The sequence below is a fragment of the Micromonospora ureilytica genome (assembly GCF_015751765.1).
Taxonomy (GTDB): Bacteria; Actinomycetota; Actinomycetes; order Mycobacteriales; family Micromonosporaceae; genus Micromonospora; species Micromonospora ureilytica.
The window spans coordinates 4,461,330-4,479,502 of the sequence record NZ_JADOTX010000001.1 but is presented as its reverse complement, the minus strand read 5'-3'; the positions used below and the strand labels follow the sequence as shown (position 1 = coordinate 4,479,502).

Genomic DNA, 18,173 nt, shown 5'->3' with positions numbered 1-18,173 from the left:
CGGTGAGTGGGCTCTGGGCGGACCTCGCCGACCTGGTGCTGCCCGCCGACTGCGCCGGTTGTCGGGAGCGCCGACCCGGCCTGCGGCACGGGGTCTGCCCCGCCTGCGTCGCGACGCTGGGCGAGTTGCGGCCACGGGCGGTCCGTCCCACCCCCGCCCCGCCGGGCCTGCCGTCCTGCGTCGCGCTCGGCCCGTACTCGGGTCCACTGCGTGAGGCCCTGCTGGCGTACAAGGAACACGGCCGACACGGGTTGGCCCGCCCGCTCGGCGCCCTGCTCGCCGAGGTCGTCGCGGTGGCCGTCGGCGGGGCTCGTCCGTTGGCGTTGGTTCCGGTCCCGGACACCGCGGCGGCGGCCCGGTCCCGCTATGGGGACCACCTCGACCGGCTGGCCCGGCACTGCGCGGCCCGGCTCAACCGGGGCGGTTGGGCGGTGCGGGTGCACCGTCCGCTGCGGGCGCTGCCCCGGCCCGACTCGGTCACCCTGGACAGCGCTGGGCGGGCCACGGCGGCCGAGGCGGCCTTCCAGCCCCGCTCGGCCGGACCGGTCCGGGCCGGTGCCGCGGGCGCGGCGCCGGTCGTGGTGCTGCTCGACGACATCGTCACCACCGGCGTCACCCTCGCCGCCGCGAGCAGGGTGCTGACCGCGACGGGATGGGCACCCAGCGTCGCGGCGGTGCTCGCGGCGACCGAGAAAAGACACCAGTCGTAACCCATCGTGTTTCCGTTTCACCCGTTGGTGTATGAGCTGCGAAAAATCCTGGGTCGTCTCGGCAACATGGGGTGACTGCCGGGCAAACAGGAGTTAGCGTTTCGCTGTCGGGGGTAGGAGGTCGTTCCAACCGCCCCTGGCGGTGAGAGGAGGCGTAGCCGTACCAACCGGTCGACGCCAGCGGGTCTCCCCACGGCGCGCGGCCGGGTAACCGGATCGAAGACCGTCCGAACAAGGGAGGTCACGTGGACATCGTGGTCAAGGGCCGAAACGTCGAAGTGCCGGACCATTACCGGGTACACGTAGCCGAGAAACTCGCGAAGATCGAACGCTACGACCACAAACTTATTCGCGTCGATGTCGAGCTGTTTCACGAGCGCAATCCGCGCCAAGCCGACCACTGCCAGCGGGTGGAGATCACCTGCGTTTCCCGGGGCCCGGTGATGCGGGCCGAGGCATGCACGAACGACTTCTACAGCGCGCTCGACGCGGCCATCGCGAAGCTCGACACCCGGCTGCGCCGGGCGGCCGACCGCCGCCGCGTACACCGGGGTCGGCACGCGCCGATCTCCGTCGCCGAAGCCACCGCGGGCCTGCCGGTCGCGGACCTGGTGCCCAGCGCGCTGAGCGCACCGAGCGACGGCGCCCGCGCCGGCACCGCCGTCGCGGAGCGGGTCGAAGAGGATCACGACGACCAGCCGTGGCACATCGCCCGGGAGAAGGTGCACCCGGCGGAGCCGATGACCATCGACGACGCGCTGTTCGAGATGGAACTTGTCGGCCACGACTTCTACCTTTTCCAGGACAAGGAGTCCGGCCGCCCCAGCGTCGTCTACCGGCGTCACGCGTACGACTACGGCATCATCTCCCTCGCCACTGACAGGTAGCCGACCCACGTCGATCATGGAGTTGTGGTGGGGAACGCCCACCACAACTCCATGATCTGTCAGCGGAGGTCGACGGGGAGCAGCGCGAAGGTCAGATCGTCCAGGCGGGCGCCGGCCAGCCCGGGCAGCCGGCCGCGCTGAACCGACTCGCGCCGAAAGCCGACCCGCTCCAGCACCCGGTGCGACGCGGTGTTGTCCGGCACCGTCCCGGCCGACAGCCGGGCGATACCGGCCGGGCCGAACGCCCAGGCCGCGAGCAACCGGACCGCCCGCGTCGCGTACCCCCGGCCGCGCCACTCGGGCAGCAACGCGTAGCCGACCGACGCCTCGCCAGCGGCCACATCGGTGTACGACAAGCCGCAACTGCCCACCGGCTCCCCGCTGGCCACGTCCGTGATCAGCAGCCGGGCGATCTCGCCGGTCAGCCATCCGCTCTGCGCCAGTCGACAACGCCGCTCCATCGCCTCGCGCGTCGGCGGCACCGGCGGCGCCTGGTTGGCCACCACCTCGGGTCGGCTGTGCAGCCGGTACATCAGCGCCGCGTCGTCCGGCGCGAGCGGGCGCAGCGCCACCACCTGATCGGTGAGCACCCCTGCGGGCAGGTCGGGCAGCAGCCGGGTGGCCGGGCCGGGCGGATCACCGTCGACGCGTACCCAGGCCAGCAGATCGTGCCGGCCCGCGTCGCGGGACGCGCCGGCCGACCGGCGCAGACCCTCGTAGCGGAAGCCGGCGGCCAGCGCGACCCGTTGGCTCGGGCCGTTGTCCGGTTCGGTGAGCAGCTCCAGTCGGGCCGTCCCGGTGGCGAACGCGTGCTCGCTCAGCGCGCGAGTCGCCGCCGTGGCCAGTCCGCGTCCGCGCGCCGCCGGCCGCATCCAGTAGCCGATCTCCAGCTGACCTCGGGCGGGCACCGGGTTGTTCAGCCCCACGGCACCGAGCAGCCGATCGGTGGCGGGGTCCGCGACGGCGTACGCCGCGCCGCCGCCGGTCCAGGCCGCCGGGGCGCCGACGCCGATCCACCACCGGGCATCGGTCTCGGTGTACGGCATCGGCAGGTTCGACACGAACCGTTGAGTCAGCGGATCCGCGCACCCGTCCACCACGTCGGCGCTGTCCTCCGCGCGAAACGGGCGCAGCCGCACCCCGTACGCCTCGACCACCGGCAGCGGAGTCATCCCAGATCCTTGGCGATAAGCGCCCCGACCCACACGTCCACCCGTTCGCCCCGGTGCTGCACACCGCCCCGAGCGGTCCCCTCGAACAGGAAGCCCGCCTTCTCCGCCGCGCGGCGGGAGGCGGTGTTGCCCACATTCGCCTTCCACTCGATCCGAGCCAGGCCCAACGTGCTGAAGCCCCAGGCGCTGAGCGCGACCAACGCGGCGGACAGATAGCCCCGGCCCCGGGCCGCCGGTGCGGTCATGAAGCCGACGTCGGCCACCAGCGCGTCGGTGGGGGAGATTCGCAGGTCGAGCGAGCCCACGTACCGGTCGTCGGAATCGGCGATCACGAAGCCGGCGGCGTCCCCCCGAGCCCAGGCGTCCCGGTTGTGGGCCTGGTAACCCTGCGCGTCGGCGCGCTCGTACGGGTCCGGCACCGTCGTCCAGCGGATCGACTCCGGGTCCTGGCAGGTCTGCACCACGGCGTCCAGGTCCTGCTCCTCCATGGGCCGCAGAAGCAGCTCGGCGGCCCCGGTCGTGGCGAACAGAACGGGCTGCGAGCGGCCGAAGACGGCGGCCCGCCGGGCGGCGAGGGTGCCCGGACCGGCCGGACCGGTCGACCCGACGGCGGGCACCTCGCCGGGCAGCAGCGAGCCGATCCAGCCGTCCGTGCCGCCGTGCGGCGCCGGCTTGGGCAGCCGCAGCCGGCCGTCGATCCGGAAACCGGCCCGGAGGGCCACCAGCCGGGAGGCGTGGTTGCCCACCTCGGCCTGCCAGATGAGCCGGCGCAGCCCGAGGGTGTCGAAGGACCAGCGGGCGACCGCCCGGGTGGCCCGGACCATCACTCCCCGACCACGCGCCCAGGGCGCCGTCCAGTAGCCGATCTCGCCGGTGCGGTCGTTGCCGATGGAGATCAGGCCGTTTGCGCCAAGCAGCTCGCCGGTGCCCGGGTCACACACAGCGAACGGTGCCCCGGTGCCCTCGGCCCACGACTTCCTGCTCATCTCGGTGACAAATCCGTGCGCGTGTTCCGGCCGGTACGGGCGCGGTACGGTGGTCCAGCGCTGAATGTCCGGGTCCTGGCAGGCTCGGTGCACGGCCTCGGCATCCGACTCGCGCCAGGGCCGCAGCAGCACGCCGTCCTCGATGATCTCCACGGGCTCCACTCGTGCATCCTGCCGCAGCGTTCGCCGACGGCGTAACCGGATAACGTTTGGGGCGAGCGCAGGACGCGAGTTATGTCGGGTTCGGCGGGGTCGAGCACCGCCACCAGTGACCATCGCGCCGATGGAGCGCCTACGATGGTTCGAGACTGTCTAGGGGAGCGTTGATCCGTGTCGATTCTGGAAAAGGTCCTTAACGCGGGCGAGGGCCGCATGGTGCGCCGGCTCAAGGCCATCGCCAATGCCGTCAGCTCGATCGAGGACGACTACGTCAACCTCACCGACGAGGAACTGGCCGGCATGACCGAACAGTTCCGGGAGCGGCTCGACGAGGGTGAAAGCCTTGATGACCTGCTGCCGGAAGCGTTCGCGGTGGCCCGCGAGGCGGCCGCCAGGGTGCTCGGCCAGCGCCCGTACGACGTCCAGGTGATGGGCGGCGCGGCGCTGCACTTCGGCAACATCGCCGAGATGAAGACCGGTGAGGGTAAGACGCTGACCTCGGTCATGGCCGTCTACCTCAACGCGCTCTCCGGCAAGGGCGTCCACGTGATCACGGTCAACGACTACCTCGCCCAGCGTGACGCGGCGTGGATGGGTCGGGTGCACGAGTTCCTCGGGCTGACCGTCGGCGTGGTGCTGCCCAACCGGCCGGCCACCGAGCACAAGGCCGCCTACGAGTGCGACATCACGTACGGCACCAACAACGAGTTCGGCTTCGACTACCTGCGCGACAACATGGCCTGGTCGAAGGACGAGCTGGTCCAGCGCGGGCACAACTTCGCGGTGGTCGACGAGGTCGACTCCATCCTGATCGACGAGGCCCGCACCCCGCTGATCATCTCCGGCCCGGCCGAGCACTCCGCCCGCTGGTACGGCGAGTTCGCCGGTGTGGTGGCCCGGCTCCAGGCCGGCACCGACGGCGAGGGCGACTACGAGGTCGACCACTCCAAGCGCACCATCGCGGTGACCGAGCGGGGTGTCGCCAAGGTCGAGGACCGGCTCGGCATCGACAACCTCTACGAGTCGGTCAACACCCCGCTGGTCGGCTACCTCAACAACGCCATCAAGGCCAAGGAGCTCTACAAGCGCGACAAGGACTACATCGTCAGCGACGGTGAGGTCCTGATCGTCGACGAGTTCACCGGTCGCATCCTGCACGGCCGTCGCTACAACGAGGGCATGCACCAGGCGATCGAGGCCAAGGAGGGGGTGGAGATCAAGCAGGAGAACCAGACCCTGGCCACCATCACCCTCCAGAACTACTTCCGCCTCTACGAGAAGCTGTCCGGGATGACCGGTACGGCGCAGACCGAGGCGAGCGAGTTCAACAAGGTCTACAAGGTCGGCGTCGTGACGATCCCGACCCACCGCCCGATGGTTCGCGAGGACCGGCCCGACGTCATCTACAAGACGGAAAAGGCCAAGTTCAACGCCGTCATCGAGGACATCGCCGAGCGGCACCAGCTGGGCCAGCCGGTGCTGGTGGGCACCGTCTCGGTGGAAAACTCCGAGATCCTCTCCCAGCTGTTGCGCCGCCGCGGCATCCCGCACAACGTGCTGAACGCCAAGTTCCACGCGCGGGAGGCCGAGATCGTCGCCCAGGCAGGGCGTAAGGGCGCGGTCACCGTGGCGACCAACATGGCCGGCCGTGGCACCGACATCCTGCTCGGCGGCAACCCTGAGTTCCTCGCCGCGAACGAGCTGCGCCAGCGCGGCCTCGACCCGCTGGAGAACGAGGAAGAGTACGCCAAGGCGATGGAGGAGGTCCTTCCCACCTGGAAGCAGGCCTGCGACGCCGAGGCGGACGAGGTCTCCGCCGCCGGTGGCCTCTACGTGCTGGGCACCGAGCGGCACGAGTCCCGGCGGATCGACAACCAGCTGCGCGGTCGCGCCGGTCGGCAGGGTGACCCGGGCGAGTCCCGTTTCTACCTGTCCCTGCAGGACGAGCTGATGCGGCGCTTCCGGGCCGGGGCCGTCGAGGCGGTGATGGAGCGCTTCAACATCCCGGAGGACGTGCCCATCGAGTCGAAGATGGTCACCCGGCAGATCAAGAGCGCCCAGGCCCAGATCGAGGGCCAGAACGCCGAGATCCGCAAGAACGTCCTCAAGTACGACGAGGTGCTCAACAAGCAGCGCCAGGTCGTCTACGCCGAGCGGCTCCGGGTGCTCAACGGTGAGGACCTCTCCGACCAGGTCCGCAACATGATCGACGACACCGTCGAGGCGTACGTGCGGGGTGCCACCTCCGACGGCTACGGCGAAGACTGGGACCTTGAGCAGCTGTGGTCCAGCCTCAAGCAGCTCTACCCGGTCGGCGTGACGATCGAGGAGTTGGAGGAGGAGGCCGGCGGCTCCCGGGCCGGCATGGACGCCGACTTCCTGGTCGCCCGCCTCAAGGACGACGCCAACGCCGCGTACGACAGGCGTGAGGAGCAGCTCGGCACCGAGGGCGTGCGCCAACTCGAGCGCATGGTGTTGCTCCAGGTCATCGACCGCAAGTGGCGCGAGCACCTCTACGAGATGGACTACCTCCAGGAGGGCATCAACCTCCGGGCGTACGCCCAGCGCGACCCGGTGGTGGAATACCAGCGCGAGGGCTTCGACATGTTCGCCACCATGATGGAGGGCATCAAGGAGGAGACCGTCGGTTTCCTCTACAACGTCGACGTCCAGGTGACCGAACCGGAGCCGGAGGCGGGGGCCGACGAGGTCACGCTGCTCGACAAGCCGGTGGAGATCCGGGCCAAGGGCCTCAACCAGGCACCGCGCCGGCAGGGCCTGCAATACTCCGCGCCCACAATCGACGGTGAGGCCAGCCCCGGCGCGGTCGCCGTGGAGCAGGCCGAGCAGCAGGCTCCGGCGCTCGGTGTGGGTCGACCGGCCCCGGGTGCCCCCGCGGCGCCGGGGCAGAGCGCGCCGTCCGCTCCGCAGCGGCCGGCATCCGGGCTGCGCGGCCCGGCTGTTCCGTCGGCCGCCGCCCGTCGGCCAGCACCGAACCAGGCGGAGGCGAGCAACGGCCCGTCCCGCAACGCGCCGTGCCCGTGTGGCTCGGGCCGCAAGTACAAGCGCTGCCACGGCGCCCCCAACGGCGGCAACTGATCCACAGCAGCCGCACCGACAGCGTCTGACCGACGGGTCCCGGCCTACCCAGGCCGGGGCCTGTCGCTGTCGTTGAGCCCCGCCGACGACCGGGGCAGGTGTGTCAGAGCACGTGGAGGTCAGTGCATAGCCAGCGGCCCCGGCGATGCTCGAGGCGCAGTGCCATCGCCCAGCTTCGACCACCCGCGCCGGTGAGGACGGCTGCCGCCTCGACCGCGGTCTCCCGAGGCTCGCAGACGCGCAGGCGTAGCAGCCGGACCAGTGGCCGGCCGTTGCGGCGGCGGGAGGTACCGGCCCGGCCGGATGCGCGGGCCAGTTCGGTCAGCAGGTCGCCCGCCCGGGCCGGGTCGAGCAGCGCTCGCACCTGGGTTGGCGAACGGTAGCCGTTGACCACCTCCAGGCAGGTGCCGACGAATCGGTGCGCGGCTCGGGTGGTTTCCGGAGCGGTCGCCGACGGTAACGAGGCGACCTGGCGGATGGTGGTGGACCGGGTGGGCACCGGACGCAGGACTGCCCGCCGCTCCGGCGGCCGGACCGGGCTGGGGCGGGTGGAGGCGAACAGGTCGAGGGCGAGTTGACCTTCGGTCGGTGCCGGCCAGTACGACCCGTCGGTCTCGTCAACGTACGGCGGGTCGAAGGGCGGGACGGGGCGCAGCCGCACGGATGGTCGGGAAGGACCGGGTCGCGCTCCGCTCATCGCAGCCTCCTTGATCTTGCGTTTGCCTTCGTTTGGCTCCGACAAACTCGATTCTGAGCGACAGAGCGGCCTCGGTCAATGGCTTCGTGGCGGCCTCGGCCGACAAATCTCATGATCCACTCGGGTTCCTTGACAACGCGGTATCCCAGCGCCCCCGATACCCCGACTTCCGCAAAACCGAGTCGATCACGCCGCCGGCGGGCCGGCGGTCGGTCCGGCCGAGCAGGTCGGGTAGGCCGCGCAGGTGGGCTTGCTAGTCGGGGTCGCGGTCGACGAGCGGATTGCTCTGCACCCAGTCCGCAGTCTCGTCGTATTTACGCGCTATGTACTCTTCCAGGCGGGCGCGCTCGACGCGCCACTGGCCGCGTCCGCCGATCTTGATCGCCGGCAGTTCGCCGCTGCGCACCATGTGGTAGACCTGCGAGTCCGACACGTTGAGCTCGGTGGCCACGTCGGAGAGCAGCAGGAACCTCGGCTCCACAGGAAACTCCCGGTGTTGATGTCGTTTGGCTTAGTTTGCCACCGACAGCTCCGGCCGCCCAGCACCGGACCGGCTCGGTGACAGGCCGACCGTACGGGACACACCGGCTGGGAGCTTCCTCCGGCCGGAGGCGGGGTGTATGACGGTCACGGCGTGCGGCATGATCTGCGCCCGTGCCGGCGGCCGCCGGTGGAGGACGACGCGGGGAGACGACCGGTGACCGACGAGATTGTCCGGGTGTACGTGCCGGCGACCGTACCGATGCTGGCCCGGCTGCGTGAGGAGGGGCTGGCCGCCGACCAGGCGCACGCCGTGACTCCGGCGCTGCGCGAGTGGTACGCCGAGGGTGACGAGGAGGAGTTGGAGTACGTCGCCTTCACCCGGGCTGCTCAGGACGCCCTGCACCTGCTCCGGGCCGACCCGACCGCTCCCCGCCGACGTGTCGTCGTCTCGGTCGACCTGCCGTCGGCAGCGATCGGTCGTGGCGACGGTGAGCTGGGCTCCAGCACTGTGACGTTGGCCGACGCCGTGCCGGTGGGCGCCGTCGCGGCCATCCACGTGGATAGCGCGGACGCGGCCGAGGCGATCGGCGCGGCGGCCGACGTGGTGGCCGAGGCGGCTGCTGGTGACCCGGACGCCCAGTTCATTGTCGACGGCGCCGAGGACCACGAGCTGGAGTGGTACGACGTGACGGAGCTGGACCAACTGCTACGCGCGACCGACTGAGCCGCACACCGAGCACGGTTCAGCGTCAGCGGGCCGGGTCCGCCTTCGCGGGGTCCGCGTCGGACGTCTCAGCCGCGTCGCCGTCGAATGTCTCGGCCGGGTCGGCGTCGAACGCCTTGGCGTAGCCCGGCTTGTCGTCCGCCGGGTCGACCTGGTCCGGGACGGGCCTCGGGCTTTCGGGCGGTTCGTCGTCGTCGGCGTGGGCTGGGCTGAGCGTGCGGCCGAACGCGATGAGCGCGGTCAGTGCCCCCACGAAGAGCACCCAGATGCCGTTGTCCACCCGCGAGGTGCCCAGCGAGGTCTGCGCCACGGCGTCCGCCTCGCTGAGCGCGCTGGCGAGGTCGAGCAACGACCGGCCGCCGATCCGGATGATCACCTCGGCGAGCAGCAGGAGGAGGCCCGGGCCGGCGCCGGCGAGCAGGTACGCCGGCCAGCGCAGCGCCGGAGCCGTGGGGTCGCGGCGGACGGCTCGACGCCGTGCCCAGGTCAGGTAGCCGAAGGCCAGTAGCCCGGCGAGCAGCCCGGCGACGAGCGATTCGGTGCGGGACACCCACTTGGCGGCGCTGATCAGCGATTGTTGGCTGTCGCCGGCGCCGAAGAGGTCGAACAGCGGGTCCCGGGCGCGGCTGAACGCGACCACGAAGATCAGCGTGCCCAGCGCGGCGGTGACCACCGCGCCGATAGCGGGGGCGGTCCGCGCACCGGCCAGCGCGCCTCCGATGATCGCCGCGGCCGCCGTGGTGCCGGCGATCACGTTGGTGGTGGACGTGTCGAAGTAGGTGAGGTTGATGGCCAGCGCGGCGGCGAGCCCGACCAGCATTCCGCCGCCGATCGCCCCGGCGAAGCGCAGGGTGGCCCAGTCGCCGTACCGGCGGGTCAGCAGGTTGCCACCGGCCAGCGCGACGGCCGCCCCGGCCACCAGCGCGGCCGAGATGACGCCGGGCAGGGCGAACGCGGAGAGGCTGATCGCTGTGACTCCGGCCGCCGCCGAGGTGATGGCCTCCCGGGTGGACCAGAGCATGGCGGCCAGCCACCCGAGCGCCAGCAGCGCGAGCACCGCGGCGCCGGGCGCGGGCAGCGGCCGACTGCCGGCACTGGCCGCGTCGGCCGCCGGCTCGTTCGACTCGGCGGCCGGGACGCGGCCGGGCTGCTTGGCCGCCGGGACGCGGCCGGGCTGCTTGGTCATCGTCTCCCCTTCGCGGCGGCAGGTCACCGACCATTCAGGGTACGCGGGCCCGCTGGGCTGCCTGTCGCCCCGGGACGGTGGGACGGATCGAGACCGGTCGGTAAGGGGAGGAGGGGTGGGGCGGTCCTTGGTGCAGGGCGGTGGCCGAGGTGGGTCGCGCGGCCCGTCGTGGGAGAATCACGGGAGGTCCCGCCGCTGCTCGGCCTCCCGTGCGGCGTCCGGTGTCCGGCCATCCGGTCGGTGCCCGCGGGTCCGGTTTCGCCACTGCTGTCGAGATCGCCAGGAGCCTTGATGGATGCCGTGTTCTCCGTTCCCGAGCCGCGCAACGAGCCGGTTCGCAACTACGAGCCGGGCAGCCCCGACCGGGACCGGCTCCAGCGGCGGCTGACCGAGCTCGCCGCCGAGCGCATCGACCTGCCGATGACCATCGGTGGTGAGCAGCGGATGGCCGGCGGTGAGCCGATCAACGTGGTGCAGCCGCACAAGCACGCCCACGTGCTGGGTGTGACCGCGCACGCCACCCACGACGACGCGCGCGCCGCCACCAGGGCGGCCAAGGACGCCGCGCCGATGTGGCGGGCCCTGCCCTTCGAGGAGCGTGCCGCGATCTTCCTGCGTGCCGCAGAGCTGCTCGCCGGTCCCTGGCGCGACACCCTCAACGCCGCCACCATGCTCGGCCAGTCGAAGACCGCGATCCAGGCGGAGATCGACGCGGCGTGCGAGTTCATCGACTTCCTGCGGTTCAACGTGCACTTCGCGCGCCGCCTGCTCGAGGAGCAGCCGGCGTCCTCGCCCGGCGTGTGGAACCGCTTCGACCACCGCCCGCTGGAGGGCTTCGTCTACGCGGTCACCCCGTTCAACTTCACCGCCATCGCCGGCAACCTGCCGTCGGCGCCGGCCCTGCTGGGCAACACGGTGGTCTGGAAGCCGGGCCCGACCCAGCAGTTCGCCGCGCACTTCACCATGCGGCTGTTCGAGGCCGCCGGCCTGCCGCCCGGCGTGATCAACATGGTCACCGGCCGGGGCGAGGAGGTCTCCGACGTGGTGCTCGCCGACCCGGATCTGGCCGGCATCCACTTCACCGGTTCGACAAAGGTCTTCCAGCAGTTGTGGCGGACCGTGGGCGACAACATCTCCCGTTACCGTGGCTACCCGCGCCTGGTCGGCGAGACCGGCGGCAAGGACTTCGTCGTCGCGCACACCAGTGCCGACGTGGACGCTCTGCACACCGCGCTGATCCGTGGCGCGTACGAGTACCAGGGCCAGAAGTGCTCGGCGGCCTCGCGGGCGTACGTGCCGCGCTCGATCTGGGAGGGTGGGCTGCGTGACCGGCTGGCCGCCACCGCGGACTCGCTGACCTACGGTGACGTGACCGACTTCGGCAACTTCGGTGGCGCCGTGATCGACGACAAGGCGTTCGCCCGGCACACCGCCGCGCTGGAGCTGATCGCCGGTGACGACAGCTGCCGGGTGCTGGCCGGTGGCACCGCCGACGACTCGGTCGGCTACTTCGTGCGACCGACGCTCTTCGAGTGCGGCGACGCCGCCCACGAGACCTTCACCACCGAATACTTCGGGCCGATCCTGGGCGTGCACGTGTTCGACGACGCCCGTTTCGACGAGGTGGTCGCTCAGGCGGAGTCGATCGCCCCGTACGCGCTGACCGGCTCGGTGTTCGCCACCGACCGCCGGGTCGTCGAGTCGGTCGGCGAGCGTATGCGGTACGCGGCCGGCAACTTCTACATCAACGACAAGCCGACCGGCGCGGTGGTCGGGCAGCAGCCCTTCGGTGGCGCCCGCGCCAGCGGCACCAACGACAAGGCCGGCTCCTGGCTCAACCTGGTCCGCTGGGTCTCCCCGCGGACGATCAAGGAGACCTTCGTGCCGCCGACCGACCACACGTACCCCCACATGGGCTGACCGGCGACGACCCGCCGGCGGCGCCGCGTGGCGCCGCCGGCGGACGCCCGGAATGACCCTATCCATCGATAGTCCTCAACGGACAGTCTGTCGCCGACAGTGCACTTAGGAAGTCCTGTTGGGTGGCAAACCGGCAAATCCTGGACGCCGGGTGCGCAAAGTGGCAGCGTAGTGGGCATGGCGGATTCCGGAGTCAACCCTACGGCGGCGGCCCTGCTCGGCCTCCTCCACGAGGGCCCGATGACAGGCGGTCAGTTGATGGCCGCCGCTGAGCGCCGTCTGGCGCCGTACTGGTCGATGACCCGCAGTCAGGTGTACCGCGAGTTGCCGGTGCTGGCTGAGCGGGGTTTTGTGCGGCTCGGCAAGCCGGGCCCGCGCATGAGCCAGCCGTACGCACTCACCGCCAGCGGAAAACGGACGTTTTCCCGCTGGCTCGCGGAGAACCCGGGGCGGGACACCATCCGCAACCCGATAGCGCTGCGGATGGCCTTTGGCAACCTGCACTCCGCCAGCCAGCTGAAGGGCCTGTACGCCTCGGCGAACGAATACCACACCGAGGCCCTCGCCCAGGTCCGGGAGCAGGTGAAGAACGCCAAACGGGACGGCGAGACGTACGACGCCAGCGCGCTGGAGTTCGCCGTCGCCTACCACCGGGCGGCCCTGTCGTGGTTGAAGTCCGCCCCCGTCGGGTGACGATCAGCGGGTCCACGGACACGGACCGAGCTGAGCAGGCTGCGGCACAGTACGCTTATCTGTCGTGACCGCTGCCGATTACGCCGAACAGCTCAAGGAACTCGACGCGACCCTGCGAAACATCGAGGCCGTCCTCAACATCGACCGTCTCCACGAGGACAAGGCCCGCCTTGAGCAGGAGGCCTCCGCCCCCGACCTGTGGGACGACCAGGCCAAGGCCCAGCAGGTGACCTCGCAGCTGTCGTACGTCAACGGCGAGATCAGCAAGCTGGGCAGCCTGCGTTCCGGCCTCGACGACGCCCAGGTGCTGCTCGAGCTGGCCGAGGCTGAGGCCGACCCGGGTGTGTTGACCGAGGTCGAGTCGGAGATCACCGGGTTGACCAAGGCCATCCAGGAGATGGAGGTCCGCACCCTGCTCTCCGGCGAGTACGACTCCCGGGAGGCGCTGGTCGCCATCCGGGCCGGCGCCGGTGGCGTGGACGCCGCGGACTTCGCCGAGATGCTGCTGCGGATGTACCTGCGCTGGGCGGAGCGGCACGGCTACCCGACCGAGGTCTACGAGACCTCGTACGCCGAGGAGGCGGGCCTGAAGTCGGCCACCTTCGCGGTCAAGGTGCCGTACGCGTACGGCACGCTCAGCGTCGAGTCGGGCACGCACCGGCTGGTCCGGATCAGCCCGTTCGACAACCAGGGTCGTCGGCAGACCAGCTTCGCCGGCGTCGAGGTCCTGCCCGTCACCGAGCAGACCGACCACATCGACATCCCGGAGAACGAGGTACGGGTCGACGTCTACCGCTCCTCCGGCCCGGGTGGGCAGAGCGTCAACACCACCGACTCGGCCGTGCGGCTGACGCACGTCCCGACCGGCATCGTGGTGACCTGTCAGAACGAGAAGTCCCAACTGCAGAACAAGGCCTCCGCGCTGCGGGTGCTCCAGGCCCGGCTGCTGGAGCGTAAGCGCCAGGAGGAGCAGGCCAAGCTCGAAGGGCTCAAGGAGAACGCGGCGGGCTCGTGGGGCGACCAGATGCGCTCCTACGTCCTGCACCCCTATCAGATGGTGAAGGATCTCCGAACCGAGCAGGAGACCGGCAATCCGAGCGCGGTCTTCGACGGCGATTTGGACGGCTTCATCGAGGCGGGCATCCGTTGGCGCAAGCAGCGGCAGCTCGCCGGCGACGGTGCGTGACGGCGCGCGGGCGGAGCGCGTCGTCGATCTCCAGGTAGGAGCCTGATTCGACGACTCGTGCCGGATCGGCGGGGCGTGGGGCTTGGCTCAGTTGTTACACCGCGTAGACTCACCACCCGTGATTCAGCTTGAGCAAGTGACGAAGACGTACCCGAAGGCGTCCCGGCCTTCGCTCGACAACGTGTCCGTCTCGATCGAGAAGGGCGAGTTCGTCTTCTTCATCGGTCCATCCGGCTCCGGCAAGTCCACGATCATCAAAATGCTGCTGCACGAGGTGGCCCCCAACAAGGGGCGCGTCGTCGTCAACGGCAAGGACGTCACGTCGATGCGCTCCTGGAAGCGACCCCACTTCCGGCGTTCGATCGGCTGTGTGTTCCAGGACTTCCGGCTGCTGCCCAACCGCACCGCCTACGAGAACGTGGCGTTCGCCCTCGAGGTGATCGGCAAGACGAAGGCGGTTGCCCGCCGGGTCGTGCCGGAGGTGCTGGAGCTGGTCGGGCTCGGTGGCAAGGAGCACCGCTACCCGCACGAGCTGTCCGGTGGTGAGCAGCAGCGGGTCGCCGTCGCCCGGGCGTTCGTGAACCGTCCGCTGATCCTGCTGGCGGACGAGCCCACCGGAAACCTGGACCCGGACACCTCGATCGAGATCATGCGTCTGCTGGACCGGATCAATCGCACCGGCACGACCGTCGTGATGGTCACCCACGACTCCAACATCGTGAACCAGATGCGCCGCCGCGTCGTTGAGATTGAGAGCGGTCGCATCGTGCGTGACCAGGCCCGCGGCGTCTACGGGTGAGCCGGCGCTCCACCCCTGCGCAGCCTGACGACGAACACCTCATGCCGGAGACCCGGAGGAAATCCCGATGCGGTTGAAATACGTCCTGTCCGAGGTACTGGTCGGACTGTGGCGCAACGTGACCATGTCCATCGCGATGATCATCACGATGGCGGTTTCGCTGACCATGCTCGGCGCCAGCGGTCTCATGTACCGCCAGGTCGACGACATGAAGGACCTCTACTACAAGAACATCCAGGTCTCGATCTTCATGAAGCAGGAGGTGAGCGAGCAGCAGCGCACCGACCTGGACGGCAAGCTGAAGAGCGACCCCCTGGTCAAGGAAGTCATCTACGTCGACAAGGCCCAGGCGTACGAGCGCTTCAAGGCGATGTACCAGGACGCGCCGGACCTGGTCAACGCCGTCAAGCCGGACCAGCTGCCCGAGTCGTTCCGGCTCACACTGAACAACCCGGAGCAGTACAAGAACATCTACGACCAGTACAAGGACACCGAGGGTGTCGAGGAGATCGTCGACCAGAGTCGACTGCTCGACAAGATCTTCAACATCCTCACCGCGATCCAGAACATCGCCCTGGCCGCCGCCGTCGTGATGGCGGTCGCCGCCCTGCTGCTTGTCGCGAACACCATCCAGGTGGCCGCGTACAGCAAGCGGCGTGAGGTGGCCGTCATGAAGCTGGTCGGCGCGTCCAACTGGTTCATCCAGGCGCCGTTCGTGCTGGAGGCCGTGGTGGCCGGCCTGATCGGTTCGCTGCTGGGTCTGGCCGCCCTGGTCGCGGCGAAGTATCTGCTCTTCGACGGGGCGTTGAGCGCTCTGGAAGGTCTTCTCTCGCCGATCACCTGGGGCGACATCCTGTTCATCTTCCCGTTGATGGCTGGCGTCGGTGGTCTGGTCAGCGCGGGCACCGCCTGGATCACCCTGCGCTTCTACCTGCGGGTCTAGGCACCGTACGGGTCGTCCCGTCGTCGCCCGGGGACCCTCCCGCAGCCGGAAATAAACGGCGCGGGAGGGTCCTTGTCATTCGGGTAGCATGATCGGTTGTCCGGCCGGGGTGAACCCGGCCGCGGACGAAGGAGAGGGGGTGGCACCGATGCCACGGGAAAAGGGGCGCAAGGTGGTCGCCTCCAACAAGAAGGCGCGCCACGACTACGCCATCCTCGACACGTACGAGGCGGGCATGGCGCTGACCGGCACCGAGGTCAAGTCGCTGCGGGCCGGGCGGGCGTCGCTTGTCGACGCGTTCGCGCAGGAACGTGACGGCGAGTTGTACCTGCACTCGATGCACATCCCGGAGTACACCCAGGGCACCTGGACCAACCACGAGCCCCGGCGTACCCGCAAGCTGCTGCTCAACCGGGTCGAGATCGACAAGCTCCTCGGCAAGACCCGTGAGGGCGGTTTCACAATCGTCCCGTTGCAGGTCTACTTCTCGGACGGCTGGGCCAAGGTCGAGATCGCCCTGGCCAAGGGCAAGAAGTCGTACGACAAGCGTCAGGACCTCGCCAAGCGCGATGCGGACCGGGAGATCGCCCGGGTTTCCGGTCGACGAGGCAAGGGGATGGACGACTAGTTCATCCTGTTTGTCCGGGTCGGTGTGTCGGCCCGGGGCTCGGGATGAAAGCTGTTGCGCCAGGCGTTAGTCTTGTCAGTGCCGCCACATCGGCGGTCTGTCGAGGGGGTGACTGGTTTCGACTTCGTACGCAGCGACAGGGGAAGCGAGCCGAGGAAGCCGACGTCGTCTCGAGAATCGGTCGTCGGAACTTTATAAGCGCCAATAACAATCGCGCTGACTTCGCTCTCGCCGCCTGAGGCGAGTAGCTAAGTCTGTCGGTCTGGGAACGCCTTCGTCCCAGTAGCCGGCATCAGCTAGGAGGCTGGCCAACCGGACCCGGTCGCGGGGTCCGTGCGGCGAGATTAATCAGCGACTGGGCCCGTCACACCAACTTGCTCGCGTGAGCGGTGGGGCCGAGTAGAGGCACAGCGAGCTGCGCTCGGAGAAGCCCTGACAAACCGGCGAAGGACCCGGGTTCGATTCCCGGCACCTCCACCACCTCGAACGAAGCGCCCCGGCCCACCAGCCGGGGCGCTTCGTTGTGTCGGGAGGGTCTTACGCTGCCCCCTGTGACCAACCAGGAGCTACGCCTGTCGGTCGGCGCGTCGCCCGGCCAGCGCGTCGCGGCGGTGGTGGCGGGCGTCCTCCTCGCGGCCGTCGGCGCGGCATTCGTGGCGTTGCCGCTCTTCGCCGACGGGCTGCTGCGCCGGCTGACCGGCCCGGGCGACGCGTTCGCCTCCTATGAGGAGGCTCGCGACCTGCCACCGGGGTTGCTGCCGTCCGGGCTACGGGACTCCGCTGACCCGAACCAGCCCGGTCCCAGCCCGTTCATCGGCCTGTGCGGCCTGCCCTTCGTCCTGCTCGGCCTCTACCTGGTGCTGCGGGTGCTCCGTACGGCAGCCTGGCTGGACGGCAGCCGAGTGCGCGTACGCGGTGCGCTGCGCACCCGCACCGTCGACCTCGCCACCGCCCGGGTCGAGTCGGGCGCGGTGTCATACCGCGAGGCGGACGACGATGGTCCGGCCGGTGGACCGCAGGTGCGGGCAATCCTCGTGACCGACCCGGGGAGTACGCGGGGAGTCACCATCCCACTGCGCGGCATGGGGCTGCCCAGCCTGCCGCCGTCCGAGCTGCGGGCGCTGGCCGAGGCGATCACGACGGCTCGACCGGGCGACGGGCGGGACGGTGACGCGCACGCCGTGGTCGACCACCTGCACCGCATGGCGGAGCGCCCGTCGACCGACTGACGCGGCTGCACGGCGTCCTGGGCCGGATCAGTGCGGCTGGTGGGGTCAGTGGGTGCAACGGGGCAGATGAGGCGATCCAGGACCCTGGACAGGGCGGGCCGGGCAGGCTCACCATCGCGGTATGGGGTAGCAGCGCCGCGCGGGAGGTGCCATGGTCACCGGTCCGGTCCAGCAGCCGTCAGTCGTCGCCCGACCACGCGTCGCGCATCCGGCGGGGCTCCCCGCCGACCCACACTCCATCGGTCTACCCGGCGAGCCGCGCCCGGCCGGCCTCGCCGGTGACGTGCACGCCCTCGGCCGGGCCGTCTCCGTCACCACCGGGCCGCGCTGGCGCGAAGACGTCCTCCTTCGGCTGCGTCCGGTGCGCCAGGGCTTCGCCGAGCACGTCCGGGTCACCGAAGGACCCAGCGGCCTCTACCGGGAGTTGCTCACCCAGTCGCCGCGACTGGACCACGGCGTGCGGCTGCTGACCCGGGAGCACGCGGCGATCGTCGCCGCGATCCTGGCGGTCCAGCAGATCGCCGAGCGGTCCGAGGCGCCCCCCGACGAACTGCGGCATCGGGCCGGGCACCTGCTGCGGAGGTTGGCCCGGCATCGGCGGCGTGGCGCCGACCTGCTCTGGGAGGCGTACCAGACGGATCTGGGTGGCGAAACCTGAACCCGGGTCGGGAA

Annotated in this window: 17 protein-coding genes and 1 other RNA gene; 13 read left to right on the top strand and 5 right to left on the bottom strand. The window is 70.2% G+C overall.

What is annotated here, in order from left to right:
- Positions 1 to 2: 2 nt before the first annotated feature.
- Both IW248_RS20185 and hpf read left to right on the top strand, forming a co-directional pair.
- A complete protein-coding gene (locus IW248_RS20185) occupies positions 3 to 710 on the top strand; it encodes a ComF family protein (RefSeq protein WP_196928241.1) in 708 nt (235 codons plus the stop codon).
- Positions 711 to 955: 245 nt separating this feature from the next.
- Entirely contained in the window at positions 956 to 1,597 is a 642-nt protein-coding gene (gene hpf, locus IW248_RS20180) for a ribosome hibernation-promoting factor, HPF/YfiA family (protein ID WP_196928240.1), read from the top strand.
- 59 nt (positions 1,598 to 1,656) lie between these two features.
- On the opposite strand, the gene IW248_RS20175 is transcribed toward hpf, so the two are convergent.
- Positions 1,657 to 2,769: a GNAT family N-acetyltransferase gene (locus IW248_RS20175; RefSeq protein ID WP_196928239.1), complete on the bottom strand. Its 1,113-nt coding sequence runs from the start codon at positions 2,767 to 2,769 to the stop codon at positions 1,657 to 1,659.
- The gene (locus IW248_RS20170) at positions 2,766 to 3,917 is read right to left on the bottom strand and encodes a GNAT family N-acetyltransferase (RefSeq protein ID WP_196928238.1); all 1,152 of its coding nucleotides are present in this window, start codon (positions 3,915 to 3,917) and stop codon (positions 2,766 to 2,768) included. Before IW248_RS20170 ends, IW248_RS20175 begins: the two co-directional genes overlap by 4 nt.
- Positions 3,918 to 4,085: 168 nt before the next feature.
- Here IW248_RS20170 and secA point away from each other — a divergent pair, with 168 nt between their 5' ends.
- Positions 4,086 to 7,013 carry a preprotein translocase subunit SecA gene (gene secA, locus IW248_RS20165; RefSeq protein ID WP_196928237.1) on the top strand — a complete coding sequence of 976 codons (2,928 nt, stop codon included), beginning with the start codon at positions 4,086 to 4,088 and terminating at the stop codon, positions 7,011 to 7,013.
- A 103-nt stretch (positions 7,014 to 7,116) separates the two neighbouring features.
- Here secA and IW248_RS20160 read toward each other — a convergent pair whose 3' ends face one another.
- Both IW248_RS20160 and IW248_RS20155 read right to left on the bottom strand, forming a co-directional pair.
- Entirely contained in the window at positions 7,117 to 7,710 is a 594-nt protein-coding gene (locus tag IW248_RS20160; RefSeq protein ID WP_196928236.1) for an Rv3235 family protein, read from the bottom strand.
- 253 nt (positions 7,711 to 7,963) lie between these two features.
- The gene (locus IW248_RS20155; RefSeq protein WP_196928235.1) at positions 7,964 to 8,191 is read right to left on the bottom strand and encodes a helix-turn-helix domain-containing protein; all 228 of its coding nucleotides are present in this window, start codon (positions 8,189 to 8,191) and stop codon (positions 7,964 to 7,966) included.
- A gap of 216 nt (positions 8,192 to 8,407) precedes the next feature.
- On the opposite strand from IW248_RS20155, the gene IW248_RS20150 reads away from it, so the two are divergent.
- Positions 8,408 to 8,917 (top strand): DUF6912 family protein, encoded by a 510-nt coding sequence (locus IW248_RS20150; protein WP_196928234.1) that lies wholly within the window; start codon positions 8,408 to 8,410, stop codon positions 8,915 to 8,917.
- A 25-nt stretch (positions 8,918 to 8,942) separates the two neighbouring features.
- Here the strand turns inward: IW248_RS20150 and IW248_RS20145 are convergent, their stop codons facing one another.
- Complete coding sequence (locus IW248_RS20145; RefSeq protein WP_231396370.1) at positions 8,943 to 10,103, bottom strand: hypothetical protein; 1,161 nt, start codon at positions 10,101 to 10,103, stop codon at positions 8,943 to 8,945.
- Positions 10,104 to 10,394: 291 nt separating this feature from the next.
- On the opposite strand from IW248_RS20145, the gene pruA reads away from it, so the two are divergent.
- From pruA to IW248_RS20100, 9 genes are all read left to right on the top strand, one after another.
- Positions 10,395 to 12,023 (top strand): L-glutamate gamma-semialdehyde dehydrogenase, encoded by a 1,629-nt coding sequence (gene pruA, locus IW248_RS20140; protein WP_196928233.1) that lies wholly within the window; start codon positions 10,395 to 10,397, stop codon positions 12,021 to 12,023.
- Between the two features lie 177 nt (positions 12,024 to 12,200).
- Positions 12,201 to 12,716, top strand: coding sequence for a PadR family transcriptional regulator (locus IW248_RS20135; RefSeq protein WP_091393967.1), 516 nt, complete (start codon positions 12,201 to 12,203; stop codon positions 12,714 to 12,716).
- A 64-nt stretch (positions 12,717 to 12,780) separates the two neighbouring features.
- A complete protein-coding gene (gene prfB, locus IW248_RS20130) occupies positions 12,781 to 13,902 on the top strand; it encodes a peptide chain release factor 2 (protein WP_196928232.1) in 1,122 nt (373 codons plus the stop codon).
- Positions 13,903 to 14,020: 118 nt separating this feature from the next.
- Positions 14,021 to 14,701, top strand: a complete 681-nt coding sequence (gene ftsE / locus IW248_RS20125) for a cell division ATP-binding protein FtsE (protein WP_030331491.1) — start codon at positions 14,021 to 14,023, stop codon at positions 14,699 to 14,701.
- A gap of 67 nt (positions 14,702 to 14,768) precedes the next feature.
- Positions 14,769 to 15,644, top strand: coding sequence for a permease-like cell division protein FtsX (gene ftsX / locus IW248_RS20120; RefSeq protein ID WP_196928231.1), 876 nt, complete (start codon positions 14,769 to 14,771; stop codon positions 15,642 to 15,644).
- Between the two features lie 148 nt (positions 15,645 to 15,792).
- Positions 15,793 to 16,272 (top strand): SsrA-binding protein SmpB, encoded by a 480-nt coding sequence (gene smpB / locus IW248_RS20115; protein ID WP_124821485.1) that lies wholly within the window; start codon positions 15,793 to 15,795, stop codon positions 16,270 to 16,272.
- A 104-nt stretch (positions 16,273 to 16,376) separates the two neighbouring features.
- Positions 16,377 to 16,752, top strand: a transfer-messenger RNA (tmRNA) gene (gene ssrA / locus IW248_RS20110).
- Between the two features lie 71 nt (positions 16,753 to 16,823).
- On the top strand, positions 16,824 to 17,501 hold the full coding sequence (locus IW248_RS20105) for a hypothetical protein (RefSeq protein WP_196928230.1): 678 nt from the start codon (positions 16,824 to 16,826) through the stop codon (positions 17,499 to 17,501).
- Positions 17,502 to 17,652: 151 nt separating this feature from the next.
- Positions 17,653 to 18,159 (top strand): hypothetical protein, encoded by a 507-nt coding sequence (locus tag IW248_RS20100; protein ID WP_231396369.1) that lies wholly within the window; start codon positions 17,653 to 17,655, stop codon positions 18,157 to 18,159.
- Positions 18,160 to 18,173 lie beyond the last annotated feature (14 nt).